Origin of the sequence: Accumulibacter sp., from assembly GCF_016789985.1 — a bacterium.
Classification (GTDB): Bacteria; Pseudomonadota; Gammaproteobacteria; order Burkholderiales; family Rhodocyclaceae; genus Accumulibacter.
On the sequence record NZ_JAEUOL010000160.1, the window covers coordinates 1 to 22,060 of the forward strand.

Here is a 22,060-nt window from a genome sequence, read left to right on the forward strand (position 1 = left end):
CACCTGCCGTATGCCGAGCCACAGGCATTCGAAGCTCACCTCGCACAGGCGCCGCGCCTGGAGGGAGGTTTCACCAACCAGGAACATGCGGCTGCTGTCGCCGTGATAGCCGTCGCTGATCACCGTCACGTCCAGATTGACGATGTCGCCATTGCGCAGCTGCCGGTCACCCGGAACGCCATGGCAGACCTGGTGATTGATCGATGTGCAGATCGAATTCGGGTAGGGTCGGTAACCCGGGGGCGCGTAATTGAGCGGTGCCGGGATGCAACCCTGGACATCCACGATGTAGTCATGACAGAGTCGGTCGAGTTCGCTGGTCGTGATTCCTGCCCTGACATGAGGTGTGATGTAGTCGAGCACCTCCGCCGTGAGGCGACCGGCGACACGCATCCTGGCGATTTCCTGCGGAGTTTTGAGGGTGATGCTCATGCTGTGATGTCGGCCACCGAGTGAGGAGGAGCGAAGGATAAAGGAAGCGTGAAAGTTAGGCAATTTGCCGTGGCGACAACGAATTGCCGCCCGGGCTGGTGAAAATCGAGCTGCCGGGCGGCAAGCGAATTGAAATATTGCTGCGCTTGATGGTAACATCGCCGACTTTTGCTGGCTTGCGTCAGCGGAAACGAACGGTGCGTCATTCCGGCACACCGGGGCTGCCGACAAAGCATGCCCTACTACGCACATTCGCCTGTTCAAGGGTGCCTGCCACGATGACACGGCAGGCTGTAGGTGGGCGGATGGTGGTCCAACCCTGATATTGAAAGTCAAGACCCATGTCTACAACGATGCGACAAATGCTCGAGGCCGGTGTTCATTTCGGCCATCAGACGCGATTCTGGAACCCCAAGATGGCGCCTTACATCTTTGGCGCCCGCAACAAGATTCACATCGTCAACCTCGAGCAGACGCTTGCCAAGTACAACGAGGCGATGAGCTTCGTCCGCAAGCTTTCGGCCAACAAGGGCACCATCCTGTTTGTCGGCACCAAGCGCCAGGCGCGCGAGATCATGGCCGAGGAGGCAAACCGCTGCGCCTCGCCGTTCGTCGATCAGCGCTGGCTCGGCGGCATGCTGACCAACTTCAAGACGATCAAGCAATCGCTCAAGCGTCTCAAGGAGATGGAGGCCATGTGTGAAGATGGCTCGCTCGATCGACTGGGCAAGAAAGAGGCGTTGATGCTGACGCGCGAACTCGACAAGATGCACAAGTCGATCGGTGGTATCAAGGAAATGGGTTCGCTGCCCGATGCGCTGTTTGTGATTGACGTCGGCTACCACAAGATTGCCATCACCGAAGCGGCCAAGCTGGGCATTCCGGTGGTCGCGGTGGTCGATACCAACCATTCGCCCGATGGCGTCGATTACGTCATTCCGGGTAATGACGACTCGTCGCGGGCGATCCGCCTCTACGCGCGAGGTGTCGCTGACGCTGTGCTCGAGGGACGCAGCCAGTTCGTCGAGGAGATCCTCGATGCGGTTTCCGGCGACGAGTTCATCGAAGAAGCCGCCGACGACTGACCTCCCGGCAGTCCTGGTGACGGATGCTGTGCCAGGTATCGCATTTGTCTTGAACGTATTGCATGCAGGGCAGGCGCCGGTCGGCGTCGTGTCTGCGAGTGGAGAATGAAATGGTGGAAATCACCGCAAGTATGGTCAAAGAACTGCGCGAAAGAACCGACGCGCCGATGATGGAGTGCAAGAGGGCCTTGACCGAGGCCGCCGGTGACCTGGGCAAGGCCGAGGAGATCCTGCGCGTCAAGCTTGGTTCCAAGGCCAGCAAGGCGGCCAGCCGGATCACGGCCGAAGGTGTCGTGGCGATTCATCGCGCGAACGATGACAAGCTCGGCGCGATCATCGAGATCAACTGCGAGACGGACTTTGTCGGCAAGAACGAGGAGTTTCTGAAGCTGGCCGCCGATTGTGCCGCTCTGGTTGCGCAGCAGGGGCCGGCCGACGTCGCTGCCTTGTCGGCCCTGCCCCTGGGCGAGAGCACGGTAGACGCGACGCGCACCGCGCTGGTCGGCAAGATCGGCGAGAACATGTCGATCCGCCGCTTCGTGCGCATCGCAGCCAAAGGCAGGCTTGCTTCCTATATTCACGGGGGTGCCAAGATCGGCGTCGTGGTTGATTACCAGGGAGGCGACGAGCAACTGGGCAAGGATCTGGCCATGCACATTGCCGCTGCCAAGCCAAGGGCGCTCGACGCATCCGGCATCGACAGCGAACTGATCGACTGCGAGCGCCGGATTGCCAGCGAAAAGGCGCGGGAAGCCGGCAAGCCCGAAGCGATGATCGAGAAAATCGTCGATGGCTCGGTGCAGAAATTCCTCAACGAGGTGACGCTGCTCGGCCAGGTCTTTGTCAAGGCGGAAGACGGCAAGCAGACCATCGCCCAGCTGCTCAAGAGCAAGGGCGCTGCGGTTATCGGGTTCACCCTGTTCGTGGTTGGCGAGGGTCTTGCCAAACGATCGAACGACTTCGCTGCCGAGGTTGCGGCACAGGCGGCAGCTGCCGCCCAGAAATAGGTAGCGACGCTTGCCCGAGTTGACCTGACCGAAGGAGCCAGACGCCGATGTCCGCCCAGACGCCGAGATACCGCCGCATCCTGCTCAAGCTCTCCGGGGAGGCGCTCATGGGTGCCGATGCCTACGGCATCAACCGGCAAACGATCACCGGCATCGTTGCTGAGATCAAGGCAATTGTCGACATGGGTGTGCAGGTTGGGGTGGTGATCGGCGGGGGCAACATCTTTCGCGGTGTGGCTCCTGCCGCGCGCGGCATGGATCGTGCGCAGGCCGATTACATGGGAATGCTGGCGACGGTGATGAATGGTCTGGCCTTGCACGACGCCATGCGCTCGGCCGGGATGGTTTCGCGGGTTCAGTCGGCGCTCAATATTGAACAGGTGGTGGAACCGTACATTCGGGCCAAGGCGATCCGCTATCTGGAGCAGGGACGGACGGTGATCTTTTCGGGGGGTACGGGCAACCCGTTCTTCACCACCGACACCGCCGCCGCCTTGCGCGGTGCGGAGATCGGCGCCGAAATCGTGCTCAAGGCAACCAAGGTCGACGGCATCTACTCGGCTGACCCGAAAAAGGATCCGCATGCCAGCCGTTACGATCAGATCAGCTTCGATGATGCGATTGCCCGTAACCTGGCGGTGATGGATGCGACCGCGTTCGCACTGTGCCGTGACCAGAAGCTGCCGATCAATGTCTTCTCGATCTTCAAACCCGCTGCCCTGCAGCGGGTGACGCTGGGCGAGAACGAAGGCACCCTGGTCTATTGTTGACGGGAGATCAAAATGTCCATAGCCGAAGTGAAGAAAACGGCCGAGCACAAGATGCTGAGGTCCGTGGAGGCACTCAAGACCGACCTGGCCAAGGTGCGTACCGGGCGTGCCCACACCGGCCTGCTCGACCATGTGCATGTCGAGTACTACGGTTCATCGGTGCCGATCAATACGGTGGCCAATGTCACGCTGATCGATGCGCGCACCCTCGGTGTCCAGCCCTGGGAGAAAGGAATGGCGGCGAAGGTCGAGAAAGCCATCAGGGACTGTGACCTGGGACTCAATCCCTCGGCGCAGGGTGATCTGATCCGCGTGCCGATGCCGCCACTGACCGAGGAGCGACGCCGCGACCTGATCAAGGTGGTGAAGGGGGAGGGAGAAGCCGCCAAGGTTGCGGTGCGCAATTTGCGCCGCGACGCCATCGCCACGCTCAAGGACATGCTGAAGAACAAGGAGTGCTCCGAGGACGATGAGCACCGCGCTCAGGACGAGGTCCAGAAACTCACGGACCGCTACGTGGCGGAGATCGACAAGCAACTGGGTCACAAGGAAACCGAGTTGATGGCAATCTGACGATTGCCGACGAGCCCACCAAGATGCAGCGCTTTGCCAGCTCAACCCGGGATGTCCCGCCCGCGCCGTCGATTCCGCGGCATGTGGCGATCATCATGGACGGCAATGGCCGTTGGGCGAAGAAGCGCCTGTTGCCCCGCGTGGCGGGCCATCATCGTGGCCTGGAGACGGTGCGGGTGATGGTCCGCGCCTGCCTCGAACGCGGCATCGAGTACCTCACGCTCTTCGCCTTCAGCTCGGAGAACTGGCGGCGTCCGCAGGACGAAGTGTCCCTCCTGATGCAACTCTTCGTGCGCGCGCTCAAGGAGGAGGTCAAGAAGCTCGATCGCAACGGCGTACGTCTGAGAGTGATCGGTGACCTGTCCCGTTTCGAGCCCGACCTGCAGGCACTGATCGAAGCCTCGGAGCAAAGGACGGCGGCCAACAACCGACTCGTCCTGACGATTGCTGCCAATTACGGTGGCCGCTGGGACATTCTACAGGCGCTCCGCCGCATGCTGCTCAACAATCCGGGGTACAGCGGCGACTGGAGCGAAACCGACCTGGCTCCCCATCTGGCGATGAACTACGCGCCCGAGCCGGATCTCTTCATCCGCACGGGCGGCGAGCAGCGGATCAGCAATTTCCTCCTCTGGCAGCTTGCCTATTCGGAGCTGTACTTCACCGAGGTACTCTGGCCCGAGTTTGACTCGGCAGCCCTGGATATGGCGCTCACCTCCTATCGGCAGCGCGAACGCCGTTTCGGACGTACCAGCGAACAACTGGCCGCCGGCGCCCTCCCGCCGGGCCCACCGACCGGTTCGCGAATAGATGCTTAGGACGCGGGTGATCACCGCGGTCGTCCTGTTTGCCGCTTTCTTCCTCGCGCTCTTCTACCTGCCACCGCTTGGCTGGCTACTCTTCGTCAGCGCCGTGGCTGTGGTCGCGGCCTGGGAGTGGGGGGCTCTGATGCGTCTCGCGGAGAGGGCGCGGCTTGGCCTGGGCGTCGTGTTGGCCATCGTCTGTGCTCTGGTGGCGATCGTCGCGCCGGCGGCGGTGGGTCTGGCAGATGGCTTTGGCCAGGCGGCATGGCGCTTGGGGGCGTTTTTCTATCTGCCTGCTGCGGCTTTCTGGCTGTTCCTGGTGCCGATCTGGTTACGGCGCCGCTGGTCTCTGTCCAGCCGCGCTCTTGCCTTGTTGACGGGCGCGGTGGTCGTCCTGCCGGTCTGGCTGGCGCTGCTCCAGCTTCGGCAGGCGGGGCCGCTGAGCGTGCTGGCGATCATGACCGTCGTCTGGCTGGCGGACATCGGTGCCTATTTTGCCGGGCGCCGCTTTGGCCAGCACAAACTGGCGCCCGGGATCAGCCCCGGCAAGACCTGGGAAGGTGCGATCGGTGGTGCACTGGCCGTTCTCGCCTATGGTTTCCTGCTCTCAGCCAAGCTGCCGGCGGCGCTCGCCGGGAACTTTCCGTTGCTGATCGGCGTGCTGATCGTGTTGACCGCGATCAGCGTGCTGGGTGATCTGTTCGAGTCGCTGCTCAAGCGCCAAGCCGGCCTCAAGGACAGCAGCAACGTCTTGCCGGGTCATGGCGGGGTGCTCGACCGGATCGACAGCCTGACCTCGACCCTGCCGCTGGTCGCCCTGGTCTGGCTGCTGACACAGCCCTGATGGTGTCCGACGTGGCGATCCAGCAACTCACCATCCTTGGCTCGACCGGTTCCATCGGGGTCAACACGCTCGATGTCGTGCGTCGTCACCCGAACCTTTACCGCGTTGTTGCGCTCTGCGCGCATCGGCAGGCCGACCGCCTTTTCGAGCAATGCCTCGAGTTCCGGCCAGGGCATGCAGTGGTCGGCGACCCGGCGTTGGCCGCCGAGCTGGCTGCGCGCCTCGCCGCTGCCGGGTGCACTACCGAGGTCTGGCATGGGCCGGCGGCGCTGGTGCGCATGGCGCAACTACCGGAGGTCGATGCGGTGATGGCGGCGATCGTCGGTGCAGCCGGTCTGCCGCCGACCTTGGCAGCCGCCGTCGCCGGCAAGAAGATCCTGCTCGCCAACAAGGAAGCACTGGTCATGGCCGGCCCGGTGTTCATGCGTGCCGTACGGGAAAACGGAGCCATCCTGTTACCGATCGACAGCGAACATAATGCGATTTTTCAATCTCTGCCGAGCGATTACTCGGGCAATCTGACAGAAAGCGGTGTGCTCGGGCTTTTCCTGACGGCTTCGGGCGGCCCATTTCGCGGTCGGGAGCTTGCCGATCTCGAGTCCGTCGGGCCGGAAGAGGCCTGCTCGCACCCAAACTGGGTCATGGGCCGAAAGATATCGGTCGATTCTGCGACAATGATGAACAAGGGCTTGGAAGTGATCGAGGCTCACTGGCTGTTCAACGTTCCTGCCGACAGGATTCGGGTGGTCATTCATCCGCAAAGCGTGGTGCATTCGCTCGTCCAGTACAGTGATGGTTCGGTGATCGCGGAACTTGGGAATCCCGACATGCGTACCCCGATAGCACACGCCCTGGCCTATCCACAGCGAATTGCGGCCGGCGTCGCGCCGCTCGACCTGTGCGAGGTGGCCGCGCTGCACTTCGAGAGGCCCGACATCGAGCGTTTCCCTTGCCTGGCACTGGCTTACCGGGCGCTCAGCGCCGGCGGCTGTGCGTCAACCACGCTCAATGCGGCCAACGAAGTGGCGGTCGAGGCCTTTCTGGAGCGCCGGATCGGCTTCAATGCGATCGCCCGCCTGATCGGGGAGGTGATGGACCAGGTGCCGGCCGGACGGGAACCCGGCTCCCTCGCCGAGGTGCTGGCGGCCGACCGTGCGGCACGCGAGGTGGCGCAGCGCTGTCTTGTCACCCGGGTCTGCGCATGAACGGTTTTCTCTACTATCTGGTGGCGTTTGCGGTGGTTATTGGCATTCTCGTCATCGTCCATGAGTTTGGTCATTACCTGGCCGCGCGTTGGGCGGGCGTCAAGGTGTTGCGCTTTTCGGTCGGCTTTGGCCGGCCGCTATGGGCGCGGCGCTGGGGCCGGGACCGTACCGAATGGACCATTGCCACCTTCCCGCTCGGCGGCTATGTCAAGATGCTGGACGAGCGCGAAGGCGAGGTGGCAGCCGAAGACCTGCCACGCAGCTTCAACCGGCAGTCGGTCTATCGACGGATGGTGATCGTCGCGGCGGGACCGGCGGCCAACTTCCTGCTGGCCATCGTGCTCTATTGGGGGCTGTTCTGGTATGGCAGTGCCGAGTTCAAGCCGATCCTCGGCGCACCGGTGGTTGCCAGTCCGGCCGCCATGGCCGGCATCGAGGACGGTGAACTGGTGCTCCAGGTCGGAGGCGAGAAGGTGCTGACCTGGCAGGAGATGCGTTGGGTCTTGCTGCAACGCGCGGTCGATCAGGAGCAGATCGACCTCGAAGTGATCAACCCGCGCCAGGAAATTTCGATTCGCCGCCTGGATGTTTCGGTGGTTCGCCAGTCGGGATGGGAGGGCGATGCCCTGGACAAACTCGGATTTCGCATGTATCGCCCGCGCTTGCCGGCGGTGATCGGCCGGATCGCCGCGGACAGTGCTGCCGATGCGGCAGGGCTGCGGGCGGGGGACGAGATCCTGGAGATTGATGGGCAGGATGTCGCTAGCTGGGCCGACGTGGTCAACGCCGTGCGCGAGTCGCCGGGCAGGACGCTGCAACTGGAGGTTCTCCGTCAAGGGGCGCGCCTCTTCCTCGCAGTGACGCCGGTCGAGGTCGTGGAACAGGGGCGCTCCATCGGTCGTATCGGTGCAGCGGTCAGCGATGACGGTCACGCGCGGGCAGAGCTGATGATCACCGTTCGCTATGGCCCCTGGTCAGCGCTTGGCAAGGCGTTCACCGAGACTTGGGACAAATCCAGCTTCACGCTGCTGATGATCGGCAAGATGATCAGCGGTGAGGTTTCGTGGCGCAACCTCAGCGGGCCGGTGACGATTGCGGACTACGCCGGGCAGTCGGCGAAACTGGGCATCGACTACTACCTCAAGTTTCTGGCCCTGGTGAGCATCAGTCTCGGGGTGCTCAATCTGCTGCCCATCCCGATTCTGGATGGGGGACATTTGCTGTATTATCTGGTGGAAATCATCAAGCGTGGGCCCGTTTCCGAGCGAACAATGGAAATCGGTCAGCAGATCGGTCTGACCTTGCTGCTCATGCTCATGGCGTTCGCTTTCTACAACGACATCAATCGATTGTTCTCCGGCTGAGCTTATGAAGAAAAACCTGCTTGCAGGTCTGATGGCCGTTCTTTTTGCCTCCGGCGCCGCGGCGATGGAACCGTTTACGGTTCAGGATATCCGTGTCGAGGGGATTCAGCGCGTCGAAGCCGGCACCGTCTTCAGCTATCTGTCGATCAAGGTCGGCGACACGATGACCGATGAGATGGCTGCGCAAGCCATCAAGACGCTGTTTGCGACCGGTTTTTTCAAGGACGTGCGGATCGAGGTCGAGCGCGGCGTGGTGATCATCGTTCTCGAAGAGCGCCCGGCCATCGCGCAGATCGATTTTGTCGGTCTCAAGGAGTTCGACAAGGAGCAGTTGACCAAGGGTCTGAAGGAAGTCGGCGTCGCCGTGGCGCGCACCTTCGACCGTGCGACGCTCGACAAGGCGGAACAGGAGTTGAAGCGCCAGTACCTGTCGCGCGGCAGGTACGCGGTAACCATCACGACCACCATCACGCCGCTCGAGCGCAACCGGGTGGCGATCAACTTCAACATCGACGAGGGTGAGGCAGCCAGCATCCGGCAGATCAACATCGTCGGTGCAAACGCCTTCCGCGAGAAGGATCTGCTCGGCGTGATGCAGCAGAAGACGCCGAGCTGGATCAGTTGGTACACCAAATCGGACCAGTACTCGAAGCAGAAGCTTTCCGCGGACCTCGAAACACTGCGTTCGTATTATCTCGATCGAGGCTATCTGGAGTTCAGCATCGAGTCGACCCAGGTGTCGATCACCCCCGACAAGAAGGAGATCTTCATCACCATCAGCATCAACGAAGGAGAGCGCTACCTCGTCTCGTCGGTGAAGCTGGCCGGTGACCTGACGCTTTCCGAGGAAGAGTTCCGCAAGGTGGTCAAGATCAGGCCGGGCGAAGTGTTCTCTCGCGAGAAGCTGAACGAGAGCACCAAGGCGATCTCCGACAAACTCGGCGCCCAGGGCTATGCGTTTGCCAATGTCAACGCTGCACCCGAACTTGACAAGGAGAAACGCCAGGTCGCGTTCACCATCTTTGTCGATCCTGGGAAGCGCACCTACGTCCGCCGGGTCAACGTTACCGGCAATACCAAGACGCGTGACGAGGTGATTCGTCAGGAGATGCGTCAGATGGAGGGCGCCTGGTACGACGCCGATCGCGTTGCGGCGTCGCGCGAGCGAATTGATCGCACCAACTACTTCTCCGAAGTGACCGTCGAAACGCCACCCGTACCCGGAACGATCGACCAGGTTGACGTCAATGTCAATGTCGGCGAGAAGTCCACCGGCAACATTTCGATCGGTGCCGGTTATTCGAGCGCGGAAAGCGTCATCCTCTCCGGTTCGATCTCGCAGTCCAACATCTTCGGCAGCGGCAAGTTCGTGGCGCTGCAGGTGAACACGGGCAAGTTGAACCGCACCCTCGGGGTCAACTACACCAACCCCTATTTCACGGTCGATGGCATCAGTCAGGGTTTCGACATCTACTACAAGACGCTCAACCCGACATCGCTCGGCTATGCCTTCCAGTCACAGTCATGGGGCGGCGGCATCCGCTTCGGTTTCCCGCTCGACGAGAAGGACATGCTCAACGTCGGCCTGGCGATCGATCAGACGACGATCGACATCACGCCGATCACCATTGCGACGCCGATCCAGTACATCCAGTTTCAAAGGGAGCATGGCGATTCGAACATCACGCTGCCAGCGACCATATCGTGGACCCGTGATACCCGGAACAGCGCGATCTACACGACGAGCGGGGGCATCCAGAAGGCGGGGCTGGAGGTGGCGATTCCCGGCGTGGACCTGTCCTTTTATCGCCTGACCTACCAGAATCAGCAATACTTCTCTCTGACCAAGGACTTGGTGTTGATGCTCAGCGGCGAACTGGGCTATGCAGACGGTCTGCAGGGGCAGACCGTTCCGTTCTACAAGAACTTCTACGCTGGCGGTATTGGTTCGGTGCGTGGCTACGAGACCGCCAGCCTCGGCCCGGTGGACCCCCTTTATCCCGATACCCGGCTGGGCGGCACGCGCAAGGTGGTGTTCAACGCCGAGCTGCTGATGCCATTCCCCGGTTTCGACAAGTCCTTGCGTCTTGGACCGTTCTTCGACGCCGGCAATGTTTTCAACGACAGCAACTACACCTTCTCCGAGGATGGATTGCGGATGTCGGTCGGCATGACTGCCGCCTGGATTTCGCCGTTGGGACCGTTGAAATTCAGTATTGGTCAGCCGATCAACGAGAAAAGCAATGATAAAATCCAACGGTTCCAGTTTCAGATGGGCACGACTTTCTAATCCAGGAGAATTAGCTTGAAAAGAACGATTGCCACGTTGCTGGTGGCGTTGCTGGCTTCGCTACCGATGTCATACGTCGCGGCAGCCGATACACTGAAGGTTGGTTACGTCAATACGCAACGACTTTTCCGGGATGCCCCGGCAGCGGTGAAGGCTGCCAAGAAAATCGAACAGGAGTTCTCCAAGCGCGACCAGGATTTGCAGCGTCTGGCCAAGCAGGTGCAGGGGTTGCAGGAGTCGCTGGAGAAAGGCGGCCTGACCATGGCTGAGTCCGAGCGTCGTGCCAAGGAGAAGGATCTGGCCGAATTGTCGCGCGAATTCCAGCGCAAGCAACGCGAGTTCCGCGAGGATCTCAATCTGCGCCAGAATGAAGAGAATGCGGCGATCATCGAGAAGGCAAACAAGGCGATCAAGCAACTGGCCGACAGCGAGAAGTATGACCTGATCGTGCAGGATGTGGTCTGGGTCAGTCCGCGGCTGGACATTACCGACAAGGTCATCAAGGCGCTCTCCGATTCCCGGGAAGCGGCGAAGTAAGCCTCGCCAACGAGACGGAGTCCAGGTGTCAGGAGGTTTGCGACTCGACGAGATCGTCGCGCGTCTCGGTGGAGTGATGCAAGGCGACGGATCGGTGGTGGTGGCGCAGGTGGGAAGCTTGCTGTCGGCGCAAGCGGGGCAGATCGCCTTTCTCGTCAATCCGAAATTGCGGACACAACTGCAGACGACACGGGCATCGGCGGTGATCGTCCCGCCGCAGTTTGCCGGCGATACCGATCTGCCGCGGATCGTCCATCCGGACGCCTACACTTATTATGCCCGCGTCGTGGCTCTGCTCAATCCACCGGCCGGTCGTCAGCCAGGCCTTCATCAGGGTGCGGTCGTGCGTTCGGCCATGCCGCCGTCGGCGAGCATTGGCGAGAATGTGGTGGTCGGCGAAGGCGTCAGCTTCGGCGAGAACGTCACTCTGCTGCCGGGATGCGTGATCGGCGATCGCGTGACGATCGGTGACGATTCGCTGCTTTACCCGAACGTGGTTGTCTACCACGACTGTGTGATTGGCCAGCGGGCGATCATTCATTCCGGCGCCGTGATCGGCGCCGATGGCTTCGGTTTCGCCAGGGATGGCGAGTGCTGGATCAAGATCCCGCAGATCGGTCGCGTGGTTATCGGCAACGATGTCGAGATCGGGGCCAATACTTCGATCGATCGTGGTGCGCTGGACGATACGCTGATCGGTGACGGCGTCAAGCTCGACAACCAGATCCAGATCGGCCACAACTGCAGCATTGGCGAGCACACCGCCATGGCGGGTTGCGTCGGTATGGCGGGCAGTACGCGAGTCGGTCGTCGCTGTACGATCGGAGGCGCTGGAATGATCAGCGGTCACCTGGAACTGGCGGACGATGTTCACATCTCCGGCGGTACCCTGGTCGCCAAGAGCCTGCTCAAGCCGGGCCAGTACACCGGAGTCTTCCCGCTCTCCGGTCACCCCGAATGGTTGCACAATGCGGCGCAGATCAGGCGCTTGGCCAAGCTGGCGGAGCGTGTTGCCGAACTTGAGAAAAAAATCGAACGATTGGAGAAAACGTCTTGACTGCAATGGATATCAAGGAAATTCTGGAGCATCTGCCGCATCGCTATCCCTTTTTGCTGGTCGATCGCGTGCTCGAATGCGAGCCCGGAAAATCGATCCATGCCTACAAGAACGTGACGATCAACGAGCCGTTTTTTGTCGGCCATTTCCCGCATCACCCGGTGATGCCGGGCGTGCTGATCACCGAGGCGCTGGCGCAGGCGGCAGGCATCCTCTCGTTCCGGACCCTTGGCGAGAAGCCCGACCTCGAGTCGCTGTTCTTCTTCGTCGGCATTGACAAAGCGCGCTTCAAGAAGACGGTGACCGCCGGCGATCAGTTGCACCTGCATGTTCGAATCCAGCGTCAGTTTCGCAACATCTGGAAGTTCGAGGCGGTGGCTTCGGTCGACGGAGAGACCGTGGCCGAGGCCGAACTGATGTGCGCCAAGAGCAATATCGTCTGATAGTCGGGGTATGGCGGCCATGATCCACCCAACTGCGATCGTCCATCCGGGCGCGCAACTCGGCGAGAACGTTTCCGTTGGCGCCTATTCGATCATCGGCGAGCATGTGGCGATCGGCGACAACACGGTGATTGGTCCGCATGCCGTGATTATCGGACGAACACGCATCGGTTGCGACAATCGCATCTACCAGTTCGTTTCTCTGGGCGAAGTGCCGCAGGACAAGAAGTATGGCGGCGAACCCACCTGCCTCGAGATCGGCGATCGCAACACGATTCGCGAATTCTGCACCTTCAATCTCGGCACCGCGCAGGATGTGGGGATTACCCGCATCGGTGACGACAACTGGATCATGGCCTACGTCCATGTCGCGCATGATTGCCAGGTCGGCAACCGGACGGTGTTTGCCAACAATGCGCAGTTGGCCGGCCATGTGCACATCGACGACTGGGCGATCCTCGGTGGCTTTTCCGGGGTGCATCAGTTCTGCCGGGTCGGGGCGCACACCATGACGGCGGCTGGCGCGGTGGTCGTACAGGATGTCCCCCCTTATGTGATGGCAGCCGGCAACACCGCCAGCCCCTACGGCATCAACGCCGAAGGACTCAAGCGACGAGGGTTTTCACCGGAGGCCCTGCTCGTTCTGAAACGCGCCTACCGAACCATCTACAAGTCCGGCTTGATGCTCGACGAGGCACGTGCCAGGCTTCAGGAGGAAGTGGTGGCTCATCCGGAGATCCAGCCGCTGCTCGACTTTCTTGCAGTGTCCAGGCGCGGCATCATACGATGACCGCAGGCGTGGTCCGGATCGCCCTGGTTGCCGGCGAGGCATCGGGTGACCTCCTGGCCAGCCAACTGATCCAGGCACTGCGCGAGCGCTTGCCGAACGCCGTCTTCTTTGGCATTGGTGGGCCGCGCATGCTGGGCAAGGGTTTCGACGCCTGGTATCCGCTCGAGAAACTGGCGGTGCGCGGCTATGCCGAGGTTCTCCGCCATTTTCGTGAGATTCTCGCCATCCGTCGCGGCCTCCAGCGTCGCCTGCTGGCCGATCCGCCCGATGTCTTCATCGGGGTCGATGCGCCGGATTTCAACTTCGGTCTGGAGCGGGTACTCAAGCGGCGCGGCATTCCCACCGTCCACTACGTCAGTCCGTCGATCTGGGCATGGCGCGGCGGACGCATCCACAAGATCGGCGCATCCGTTTCGCGGATGCTCGCCCTCTTTCCCTTCGAACCGGCCATTTACGAGAAGCAGGGCATACCGGTCAGCTATGTCGGCCATCCGTTGGCCGACATGCTGCCGGTCGAAGACGGGCGCAGTGCGACACGGGCGCTGTTCGACCTCACCGAGCAACAGGCGGTGTTCGCCCTCCTGCCGGGCAGTCGACAGTCGGAGCTGCAGTATATGGCCGACACCTTCATCGAGACCGCACGCCGTATCCACCGCGAGATCGGTGAGCGGGTCGACGTGCTGTTCATCGTTCCGCTGGCGACGCGCGAGACGCGCGAACTGTTCGAGACGGCACTGCACCGCTGTCAGGCGGAGCAGTTGCCGATCCGCCTGCTTTTCGGGCACGCGCATCAGGCAATGATGGCGGCCGATGTGGTTCTGGTGGCAAGCGGCACGGCGACGCTCGAAGCCGCGCTGCTCAAGCGCCCGATGGTCATCGTGTACAAGATGGCACCGTTCTCCTACTGGCTGATGCGGCGCATCGGCGGCTATCTGCCCTACGTTGGTCTGCCCAATGTCCTTGCCGGCAGATTCGTCGTTCCGGAATTCATCCAGGACGACGCGACGCCCGAGAACCTGGCGCAGGCCCTGCTCAATCTGTACGCCGACCGGACCGTATGCGCGGGACTCAAGGAGATGTTCCGGGCCTTGCATCTGCAACTGCGGCAGAATGCCGCCGGGCAGGCGGCGACCGCCGTGCTTGGCTGTCTGCCCGCTGCCGTAGGTGATCATGCCGGATCTGCTGCAGCCTGAAGGCGTGATCTGCGGTGTCGATGAGGCCGGCCGCGGTCCGCTGGCGGGACCGGTCGTGGCGGCTGCGGTGATCCTCGATCCGGCGCGGCCGATCGCCGGGCTGGACGATTCGAAAAAGCTTTCACCCGGCCGGCGGCTGACCCTGGCCGCCACGATCCGTCACCAGGCGCTGGCCTGGGCAGTGGCCGAGGCCAGCGTCGAGGAAATCGACCGTTTGAACATCCTGCAGGCCACCCTGCTGGCCATGCAGCGGGCCGTCAACGAACTCGCCAGCGGCCGCCACGGACTGCGACCGACGCAGGTCCTGGTCGACGGCAATCGTTGCCCGCGGCTCGCCTGGCCCGTCGCGGCGATCGTCGGTGGCGACGGCCGGATCGCGGCGATTGCCGCGGCATCGATCCTCGCCAAGACGGTGCGCGATGCCGGCATGTGCGAACTGCACGTCGCTTACCCGCAGTACGGTTTTGACCGCCACATGGGTTATCCGACCGCGCTTCATCTGCATGCTCTGGCCGAACATGGCGCCAGCCCGCAGCATCGCCGCAGCTTCGCGCCGGTTGCCCGCCTGGTCAACAGATGAAGCGCATCAGCGGGCGCGACAACCCGCATTACAAGGCACTCAAGCGACTGCACGAGAGCGGCCGCGAGCGGCGCAGGAGTGGCCACCTGCTGCTCGACGGCATGCACCTGATCGCCGCCCATGCGGCGCACGGCGGCATCCCTGAAGAACTCCTGGTCAGCGACAGCGGCCTGGTCCGGCCGGAGATCGCTGCCTGCCTGGCAAACCATTCCGCCGGCACCCCGATCACCATCCTGTCCGATGCGCTGTTTGCCGGTCTGGCGCAGGTCGACACGCCGAGTGGCATCATCGGCGTCATCGTCTGGCCGCAGCCGGTGCACGCAATCGACCACGCGGCGGATACGGTGGCGCTCGATGGCATTCAGGATCCGGGAAATGTCGGTTCGATCCTGCGCAGCGCCGCGGCGGCAGGGTTTCGTCAGGTCCTGCTGTCGGCAGACTGCGCGCAGGCCTGGTCGCCAAAGACCCTGCGCGCCGCGATGGGCGCGCATTTCCAACTCGACCTGCACGAGGGCAGCGATCTGCCGAGCTTTCTCGGCGCCTATCGCGGGCAGGCGGTCGCCACCTCGCCGACTGCGCCGGACAGTCTCTATGGACTCGATCTGGCCGCACCGGTGGCCTGGGTCTTCGGCAGCGAAGGGCAGGGTCTGCATGACTCGGTGTTGGCCGTCACCCGCCGTCAGGTACGCATCCCGATGCCTGGCGCCAGCGAGTCGCTGAACGTCGCTGCGGCGGCAGCGGTCTGTCTTTTCGAGACGGTGCGGCGCCGGCTATGATTCGCCCGGCACCGACTGCCCGACGGTCATCGCTGCTACAGACACCCCTGCTGCTGAAAGCGACGACCGTTTCCCTCACCCCCGGCTTTTCTCCCGCCAGCGAGCGAGGAGAGTTTACCGAGTCGCTGGCGCGACTTTGACCATAAGGACCGCTTCCGGAATGCGATCACTGCTCAACATCCTCTCTGCCATTCTTCTCCTGCTTGACCCGGGCAGCCTCCTGGCTGCCGACGGAGATCCATACACCGCCGATCGCCAGGCGTTGATCAGGCTGTTCCGCGAGATGGAAGCGGCGATCAATGCCCAGGATGTCGAGCGGATGGTCGCCCAGATGCACCCGCAGGTGACGGTCACCTGGCTCAACGGCGAGGTCTCGCGCGGGCACGACGAGGTCAGGGCCTATTACCAGAAAATGGTCAAGGGCGAGCAGCGCATCCTCGAGCGCTACCTCACCACCGCCAAACTCGGCGCACCAGCGCGCTTCTTCGGCAACGGAGAGGTGGCGGTTGCAGACGGAACGATGCTCGACCAGTTCTTTCCCGTTGCCCGCGGACCGTTCACCCTCGACTCCAACTGGACCTCGAGTTCGGCGAAGATCGACGGGCAGTGGAAGGTGGTGGCGCTGCATTTGTCCGCCAACGTGTTTACCAACTCGCTGATCGGCGAGGCGAAACAGGCGATCTGGTATGCCGGCGCCGGTGCCGGCATCGGCGGCCTTCTGCTCGGCTGGCTGCTTGGCCGGCGGCGCAGGTAACCCCGCTTCCCGGTCAGGATGCCCAGCCGAAACGCAGCAGATAATAGAAGGCCGGGGCCGAGAAACAGAGCGAGTCCAGGCGGTCGAGCATCCCGCCGTGGCCGGGCAGCAGGGTGCCCCAGTCCTTGATGCCGCGCCGCCGCTTGGCGGCCGACATGGCCAGACCGCCGAGAAAGCCGAGCAGCGCCAGCAGCAGTGAAATGGCCGTCGCCTCGCCCGTCGTGAAGGGCGTGATCGGCGCCAGCCAGGCACCCAGTGCGCAGGCGCTCAGCAGGCCGCCCAGCGTTCCCTCGACGGTCTTCGCCGGAGACAGGCGCGGCGCGATCGGGTGGCGACCGGCGAGCTTTCCCCACAGGTACTGCAGCACATCGCCGAGCTGCACGACGAGCAGAAGGAAGACCAGCAGGTAGGCAGCCTGGGCGCCGTCGCGGCCGCTGACCGGCAGGGTCAATAGTGCCGGGAGGTACGAGATGCCGCAGACGCAGACCAGCAGCCCGACCTGCAGCCGTTGCGTGCGCTGCACGAACGTGCGCCACCCACCCGATGCCAGAACCCGCAGCGGCAACAGCAGAAGCAGGCAGAGCGGCAGCAGGCTGCCGTACGGCGCGAAGCTGCCGGTCCACACCAGCGCGTACTGCAGCGGCAGCACGAGCAGGAAGCTGCCCAGCAGCAGCGCGCGTGGCGGTTTCGCGTCGCCTTCGCCAGCAACGAATTCGCGCAGCGCCGCCGCCGAGGCCAGTCCGAAAAGCAGCGTCACGGCGCCATGCCCGGCGAGCAGGGACAGCCCGACGAGCAGGGCGATGATCCACCAAGCGTTGATCCGGCTGTTCAGATTGTCGATCAGCGGGTGCGGCTGCGCGCGGGCCAGGGTGATCTTGAGCAGGTGACCGAGCAGCGACGCGCCCAGCAGCAGCGCCGCGATGCCGGCGGCCAGACGCCAGGCTTCGGGTTGCACGGCAGGGAAAGGGTCAGGAGGCATCCCGGCAGACCGCTGCTCGGTGCTCGTCCGTCGGCCGCGCCGGGCGTCGCGGGTATTCTTGCTGCCACTGCCGCAGCCGGGCGACCTGTGCTTTGCCGATGACCACCGCCGGGCGCGCCCGCCGCACCTGCGCCACCGCCTCTTCGACCGAGCTTGCCAGTCCGGCACGCAACAGCCAGGCCGCGGCGACCAGCGCGCTGCGCGCCAGACCGAGCGCGCAGCAGAGCAGCACCGGACCGGCCGGCCGCGCCGCGGCAAGCTCTGTCACGGCCTGTTCGAGCTGATCGCTGTCGGGCGTCAGCAGGTCGAGCATGGGCACGCTGGCATGGCGCAGGCCGCGCGTCGTACAGGGCAGCTCGGCGCAGACATCGACCAGCGCGGTGATCTGCAGGCGGCGGAGGTCGCCATCGCCGGGCAGTCGCCCGAGCAGCACGCCCGGCGCCAGTGTATCTGCCACAGGAAGCTGGCGCGTCCAGCAGCGGGAGTTCAGCCAGGCGCCGAGCAGATAGGGGCCGAACAGGCAGCGCACGGCGACCGGCATCGATCCATCCGCCTGCTTGCCGAAGGCTTCGCCGTCGAGCAGCAGGTAGATCACGCCGACCAGAACCAGCGCAGCGGCCGGCCAGAGCAGCCATAGCCAGACACCACCGCCTGCCGTCGCCAGACCGACCAGTCCCAGTCCGGCCGTGGCGTAGAGCAGGGCCAGACGCCGTCGCCCCGGTGCGCGCCGCAGTCGCGCCCGGCAGAGTAGTGGCCCGGTCTCTTCGGGGAACAGCCAGACGGCGAAGCAACCCAGCCACCAGCCGGTCGGAACGTCGAAGAAATGGTGCTGCCAGGTGGTCAGCACCGAGACGGCGATCAACAGCGCGACGGCGTAAACGACGCCATGCCAGGCGCGCGGCACGGCGTGCAGGTAGGGTTCGAGCAGCACGACGAGCAGCGCGATGTGCAGCGACGGTGCCTGGTTGAACGGCTGGTCGAAGCTCATCAGCAGACCGAACAGCCAGCCGAAGACGCCGCTCACTTCGCCGCGCTCGAAGGTGCAGCGCAGCGGAAAGAGGAGGAAGCAGGTCACCGCGATCAGTTGCGTGGCCAGCAGGCGGTGGGCGTGTGCGTCGAGCTGCCGCCGGCCGCGGCAGATGAAGAGCGAAACGCCGTAGAGCAGGTCGATCAGCCAGTACGGCACGATCGTCCACGGCAGCAGTGGGATGTGGCGCTCCCAGTCGAACATGATGGCGCCGACCGTCGGGCGCTGGCTGCTCACCCAGGTGGCGAAGCCATAGCTGGCGAAGAAGAAGGGGCCGAGCAGCAGCAGCCAGGCCGTCGCCCGGTGCCACGGGCGACCCGTGCCAGCCGGTGCGGGAGAACCAGGCGCTTCCGGCAAGCTCAGATCCGGCGGGCCAGCGAAACGGTGAACATGCCCCACTCGTCGATCCACTGCTCGATCTTGGCGAAGCCTGCTGCCCGCACCAGTTCGTCCATTTCGGCCTGGGTCCTGCGGCGCATCACCCACGCCTGCTGGCCGCGATGGCTGGTCAGCGTGCGTGCGATCAGTTCGAGTTGCGGATGCCAGGGCTGGCCGGTGTAGATCAGATAGCCGCCCGGGTCGATCGCCTGCGCCAGGCCGCGCAGCGAACGTGCCACCAGTTCGTTGTCGGAGAACAGTTCGTAGAGGCCGGAAACGGTGACCAGATTCGGTCGTGGCCTCAGCCCGGCCAGTTCGTTTTCGGCGAAGGCATCGCCCGCCTCGAAGCGGGCGATATCGGCTAGCCGCTGCTCGGCAATCAGCGCCCGGCCACGCGTCACATTCAACTCGTCGAGGTCGCGCAGGACGATCGACTGCGGGCGTTCGGGCAGTTGCCGCACGGCCTCGAAGACGTAGCGGCCGTGGCCGGCGGCCGGATCGGCCAGGTGCAGCGGCTGTCCGGCCGCGCGCAGCAGGTCTGCCGCCTTGGCCATCGCCAGCAGCAGATGCGCGTGGCGCACGCGCACGCCGCGCCAGCCGATCGAGTCGAGGTAGCCGCGGTCGATCAGTTTGCCGAGCAGCCAGCCGCCACGCGCCTGGTTGCCGTAGACGTGGTCGAGACTGCTGCCGGAATCGAAACCCGTCGCCAGACCGATGCGGATGCCCGTGGACAGTCGGCCGAGCGTGCGCATTGCCAGCCGGGTTCCGGCGAAGTTCAGGCGACGCAGCGAGAGCAGCGGCAGTGGCCGGCCGAGCGCCTCTTCCTCGTCGCGCGTGTAGCCCTCGCGATGTGCCTGCAGCAGCGAGTCGGCCGGCGGCGGGTCGCTGAACAGTCGCTCGATGAAGGCGCGAACGAGGTCGACGGCCAGCTTGCGGTCGCGTTCGCCGAGTGTGTCGTGAAGAAAGCCGGGCAGCAGATGGCGCTCCTTCAGCAGAGAGCCGAGCCGCTCGAAGAAGCGTTCCTGCGGCGCGCGGTGCACCACCCAGTCCTTTTCCGGGATCAGCAGTTGCAGCGGCAGACGGATCGCCGGCGCATCGGCGACCACCCGGTCGGCGGCATCGGCCAGGCCGAGCAGGACGCGTGCCGAGATGGCGCGTGTCACCAGCGGGTCCTCGTCGTAGGAGCGGATGCGTTCGGGATCGTGGGTCAGGAATTTCGCCTTGACGTAGGAAGTGATGAAGAAGTTGCCGAACAGCCGCCGGATCAACGCCAGTCCCGGGCGGGCCAGCGGCACATAGAGCTTCACCTGGAAGGCCGGCGCGGTGAGTACCAGACCGCGGATCTGCGGTGCGAAGTCGTGCGCCCAGGTGGCGGCGAGAACGGCGCCGACACTCTGCCCGATGACCACCATGTCCTGGCTGGCGATCGCGTAGTCGCCCGCGAGGTGCCGGACGAAACTGTCGAGGTCCTTGACCAGTGCGGCAAAGCTCGGGCTGTCGCCGCGCGCCCCCGGCGAGCGGCCGTGCCCGCGCGCGTCCCAGGCGAACATCGCATAGCCATCGAGCGCCAGTTCGTCGACCACATGCTGCAGTCGTCCGGAGTGCTCATGGCCGCGGTGCAGGAGAACGACCGCGCGGCGCGCGGCGCCGGCCGCCAGCGCTGGCCAGTAGCGGTAGAACAGGGGGCTGCCATCGTGGGTGGCGAATTGTTTTTCCTGCGCCAGGCGCATCTCCGGCCTTTCCGCGGCTTGTCTCAACGATCGGCGGCGTCGCCAGCCGCGGCGACGCCGCTCCGGACCCGGTTGAGCACCGTGAGCACCAGCAGGCAGGCGACGATGGCCAGCAGCCACGCCAGCCACGGACCGGCCGCGATGCCGATCCCGAGCAGCAGGCCGAGTGCGCCAAACACGAGAGCGCGATCGCTCTTGCCCATCGGCCCGTCGTTGCGCCGCTCGCCGCCGGTGATCAGGCCGAGCACCGCCGCCATTTCGGAAAGGTTGGCGAGCAGCACGACGAGCAGCGTCAGCCCTGCCCCGGCCGCCGGCAGTAGGGCGAAAGGCAGGTACAGCGCGGCATCGGCCAGCAGGTCGGACAGCTCGTTGAGATAGGCGCCGAGCGTCGAGGCCTGTCCGAACTCGCGCGCCAGCATGCCGTCGATCGCGTTCAAGGCCATGCGCAGCAGCAGCCAGGCGGGCAGCAGCAGGAAGCAGGTGAAACGTCCGGCATCGACGGCGAGCGCCAGCCCGCCGCCGAGCAGCAGCGAGAGCGCGGCGGTGCCCAGTGTCACCTGATTGGCGCTCACCCCGCGGTCGTGCAGGACACGCACCAGCGGTCGCAGCAATGACTGGAAACGCGGTTTGAGGGTGTAGAGACTCATCGACGGACAAACGGAAAGGGGCGAATCATGCGGCCCAACAAACGCCGTGCCGCCCGCAGGCGGCACGGCCGGCTGGCCGGAACTCCGTCGCCGGAGTCCCGCAGGCAGGAGCTACTCAGAACTGGAAATCATCCTCATAGAACTCCAGGGCACCGCGCGGAGCATCCGCGCGATCCTGCTCGCCCTTGCGCAGCTCGACGCGGCGAATCTTGCCCGAAATCGTCTTCGGCAGTTCGCCGAACTCGATCCGTCGCACACGCTTGTAGGGCGACAGGCGGCTGCGCAGGAAGACGAAGATCTCGCGCGCCAGTTCGCGTCCCGGCTCGTAGCCCGCGCGCAGGGTCAGGAAGGCCTTGGGCACCGCCAGTCGCAGCGGATCGGGACTCGGCACCACGGCCGCTTCGGCGACCGCCTCGTGCTCGATCAGGACGCTCTCCAGTTCGAACGGGCTGATGCGATAGTCCGACGCCTTGAACACGTCATCGGCCCGGCCGACATAGGTGATGTAGCCGTCGGCATCGACCGCGGCGGTGTCGCCGGTGTGATAGAAGCCGTCACGCATCACTTCGGCCGTCTTCTCCGGGTCGTCGTCGTAAGCGATCATCAGCCCGAGCGGGCGCGGCGACAGTGTCAGGCAGATCTCGCCTTCCTCGGCGACATGCCCGTCCATATCGACCAGGCGCACCTGGTAGCCCGGCATCGGCCGTCCCATCGAACCCAGCTTGACCACCTGGCCGGGCGAGTTGCCGACCTGCGCCGTCGTTTCGGTCTGCCCGAAACCGTCGCGCAGCGTGAT

23 protein-coding genes are annotated in these 22,060 nt (G+C 64.0%); 17 read left to right on the forward strand and 6 right to left on the reverse strand.

Annotation, left to right across the window (positions count from 1 at the left end):
• A partial coding sequence (locus tag JNK99_RS09215) for a M24 family metallopeptidase (protein WP_291851763.1) occupies nucleotides 1-432 on the reverse strand: 432 nt, incomplete at its 3' end.
• Nucleotides 433-773: 341 nt separating this feature from the next.
• On the opposite strand from JNK99_RS09215, the gene rpsB reads away from it, so the two are divergent.
• From rpsB to JNK99_RS09300, 17 genes are all read left to right on the forward strand, one after another.
• Nucleotides 774-1,517 (forward strand): 30S ribosomal protein S2, encoded by a 744-nt coding sequence (gene rpsB / locus JNK99_RS09220; protein ID WP_291851766.1) that lies wholly within the window; start codon nucleotides 774-776, stop codon nucleotides 1,515-1,517.
• A gap of 110 nt (nucleotides 1,518-1,627) precedes the next feature.
• Complete coding sequence (tsf, locus tag JNK99_RS09225) at nucleotides 1,628-2,524, forward strand: translation elongation factor Ts (RefSeq protein WP_291851768.1); 897 nt, start codon at nucleotides 1,628-1,630, stop codon at nucleotides 2,522-2,524.
• Nucleotides 2,525-2,571: 47 nt separating this feature from the next.
• The gene (gene pyrH / locus JNK99_RS09230) at nucleotides 2,572-3,294 is read left to right on the forward strand and encodes a UMP kinase (RefSeq protein ID WP_291851771.1); all 723 of its coding nucleotides are present in this window, start codon (nucleotides 2,572-2,574) and stop codon (nucleotides 3,292-3,294) included.
• Nucleotides 3,295-3,306: 12 nt separating this feature from the next.
• On the forward strand, nucleotides 3,307-3,867 hold the full coding sequence (gene frr / locus JNK99_RS09235) for a ribosome recycling factor (RefSeq protein WP_291851774.1): 561 nt from the start codon (nucleotides 3,307-3,309) through the stop codon (nucleotides 3,865-3,867).
• Between the two features lie 23 nt (nucleotides 3,868-3,890).
• Nucleotides 3,891-4,685 carry a polyprenyl diphosphate synthase gene (gene uppS, locus JNK99_RS09240; RefSeq protein ID WP_291851776.1) on the forward strand — a complete coding sequence of 265 codons (795 nt, stop codon included), beginning with the start codon at nucleotides 3,891-3,893 and terminating at the stop codon, nucleotides 4,683-4,685.
• The gene (locus JNK99_RS09245; RefSeq protein WP_291851779.1) at nucleotides 4,678-5,514 is read left to right on the forward strand and encodes a phosphatidate cytidylyltransferase; all 837 of its coding nucleotides are present in this window, start codon (nucleotides 4,678-4,680) and stop codon (nucleotides 5,512-5,514) included. Before uppS ends, JNK99_RS09245 begins: the two co-directional genes overlap by 8 nt.
• Nucleotides 5,514-6,719: a 1-deoxy-D-xylulose-5-phosphate reductoisomerase gene (gene ispC / locus JNK99_RS09250; RefSeq protein WP_291851784.1), complete on the forward strand. Its 1,206-nt coding sequence runs from the start codon at nucleotides 5,514-5,516 to the stop codon at nucleotides 6,717-6,719. The genes JNK99_RS09245 and ispC overlap by 1 nt, the downstream gene beginning before the upstream one ends.
• Nucleotides 6,716-8,083 (forward strand): RIP metalloprotease RseP, encoded by a 1,368-nt coding sequence (rseP, locus tag JNK99_RS09255; RefSeq protein WP_291851786.1) that lies wholly within the window; start codon nucleotides 6,716-6,718, stop codon nucleotides 8,081-8,083. The genes ispC and rseP overlap by 4 nt, the downstream gene beginning before the upstream one ends.
• Nucleotides 8,084-8,087: 4 nt before the next feature.
• Nucleotides 8,088-10,373, forward strand: a complete 2,286-nt coding sequence (gene bamA, locus JNK99_RS09260; RefSeq protein ID WP_291851789.1) for an outer membrane protein assembly factor BamA — start codon at nucleotides 8,088-8,090, stop codon at nucleotides 10,371-10,373.
• A 15-nt stretch (nucleotides 10,374-10,388) separates the two neighbouring features.
• Complete coding sequence (locus tag JNK99_RS09265; RefSeq protein WP_291851792.1) at nucleotides 10,389-10,910, forward strand: OmpH family outer membrane protein; 522 nt, start codon at nucleotides 10,389-10,391, stop codon at nucleotides 10,908-10,910.
• Nucleotides 10,911-10,935: 25 nt separating this feature from the next.
• A complete protein-coding gene (gene lpxD, locus JNK99_RS09270) occupies nucleotides 10,936-11,967 on the forward strand; it encodes a UDP-3-O-(3-hydroxymyristoyl)glucosamine N-acyltransferase (protein ID WP_291851795.1) in 1,032 nt (343 codons plus the stop codon).
• A 5-nt stretch (nucleotides 11,968-11,972) separates the two neighbouring features.
• Nucleotides 11,973-12,410: a 3-hydroxyacyl-ACP dehydratase FabZ gene (fabZ, locus tag JNK99_RS09275; protein WP_291851829.1), complete on the forward strand. Its 438-nt coding sequence runs from the start codon at nucleotides 11,973-11,975 to the stop codon at nucleotides 12,408-12,410.
• A gap of 19 nt (nucleotides 12,411-12,429) precedes the next feature.
• A complete protein-coding gene (gene lpxA, locus JNK99_RS09280) occupies nucleotides 12,430-13,200 on the forward strand; it encodes an acyl-ACP--UDP-N-acetylglucosamine O-acyltransferase (RefSeq protein ID WP_291851798.1) in 771 nt (256 codons plus the stop codon).
• Entirely contained in the window at nucleotides 13,197-14,393 is a 1,197-nt protein-coding gene (gene lpxB, locus JNK99_RS09285; RefSeq protein ID WP_291851801.1) for a lipid-A-disaccharide synthase, read from the forward strand. Before lpxA ends, lpxB begins: the two co-directional genes overlap by 4 nt.
• Nucleotides 14,371-14,973, forward strand: coding sequence for a ribonuclease HII (rnhB, locus tag JNK99_RS09290; protein ID WP_291851803.1), 603 nt, complete (start codon nucleotides 14,371-14,373; stop codon nucleotides 14,971-14,973). The genes lpxB and rnhB overlap by 23 nt, the downstream gene beginning before the upstream one ends.
• Nucleotides 14,970-15,749 carry an RNA methyltransferase gene (locus tag JNK99_RS09295; RefSeq protein ID WP_291851808.1) on the forward strand — a complete coding sequence of 260 codons (780 nt, stop codon included), beginning with the start codon at nucleotides 14,970-14,972 and terminating at the stop codon, nucleotides 15,747-15,749. The genes rnhB and JNK99_RS09295 overlap by 4 nt, the downstream gene beginning before the upstream one ends.
• 160 nt (nucleotides 15,750-15,909) lie before the next feature.
• Nucleotides 15,910-16,503, forward strand: a complete 594-nt coding sequence (locus tag JNK99_RS09300) for a nuclear transport factor 2 family protein (RefSeq protein WP_291851811.1) — start codon at nucleotides 15,910-15,912, stop codon at nucleotides 16,501-16,503.
• A gap of 13 nt (nucleotides 16,504-16,516) precedes the next feature.
• On the opposite strand, the gene JNK99_RS09305 is transcribed toward JNK99_RS09300, so the two are convergent.
• The 5 genes from JNK99_RS09305 to JNK99_RS09325 form a co-directional block, all read right to left on the reverse strand.
• A complete protein-coding gene (locus tag JNK99_RS09305) occupies nucleotides 16,517-17,482 on the reverse strand; it encodes a phosphatidate cytidylyltransferase (protein WP_291851814.1) in 966 nt (321 codons plus the stop codon).
• Entirely contained in the window at nucleotides 17,472-18,866 is a 1,395-nt protein-coding gene (locus JNK99_RS09310) for a phosphatase PAP2/dual specificity phosphatase family protein (protein WP_291851817.1), read from the reverse strand. Before JNK99_RS09310 ends, JNK99_RS09305 begins: the two co-directional genes overlap by 11 nt.
• 2 nt (nucleotides 18,867-18,868) lie before the next feature.
• The gene (locus tag JNK99_RS09315) at nucleotides 18,869-20,617 is read right to left on the reverse strand and encodes a bifunctional alpha/beta hydrolase/class I SAM-dependent methyltransferase (protein ID WP_291851820.1); all 1,749 of its coding nucleotides are present in this window, start codon (nucleotides 20,615-20,617) and stop codon (nucleotides 18,869-18,871) included.
• Nucleotides 20,618-20,640: 23 nt separating this feature from the next.
• Nucleotides 20,641-21,264, reverse strand: a complete 624-nt coding sequence (locus JNK99_RS09320) for a CDP-alcohol phosphatidyltransferase family protein (protein WP_291851823.1) — start codon at nucleotides 21,262-21,264, stop codon at nucleotides 20,641-20,643.
• A 115-nt stretch (nucleotides 21,265-21,379) separates the two neighbouring features.
• On the reverse strand, nucleotides 21,380-22,060 hold a 681-nt coding region (locus JNK99_RS09325; protein ID WP_291851826.1), incomplete at its 5' end, for an AMP-binding protein.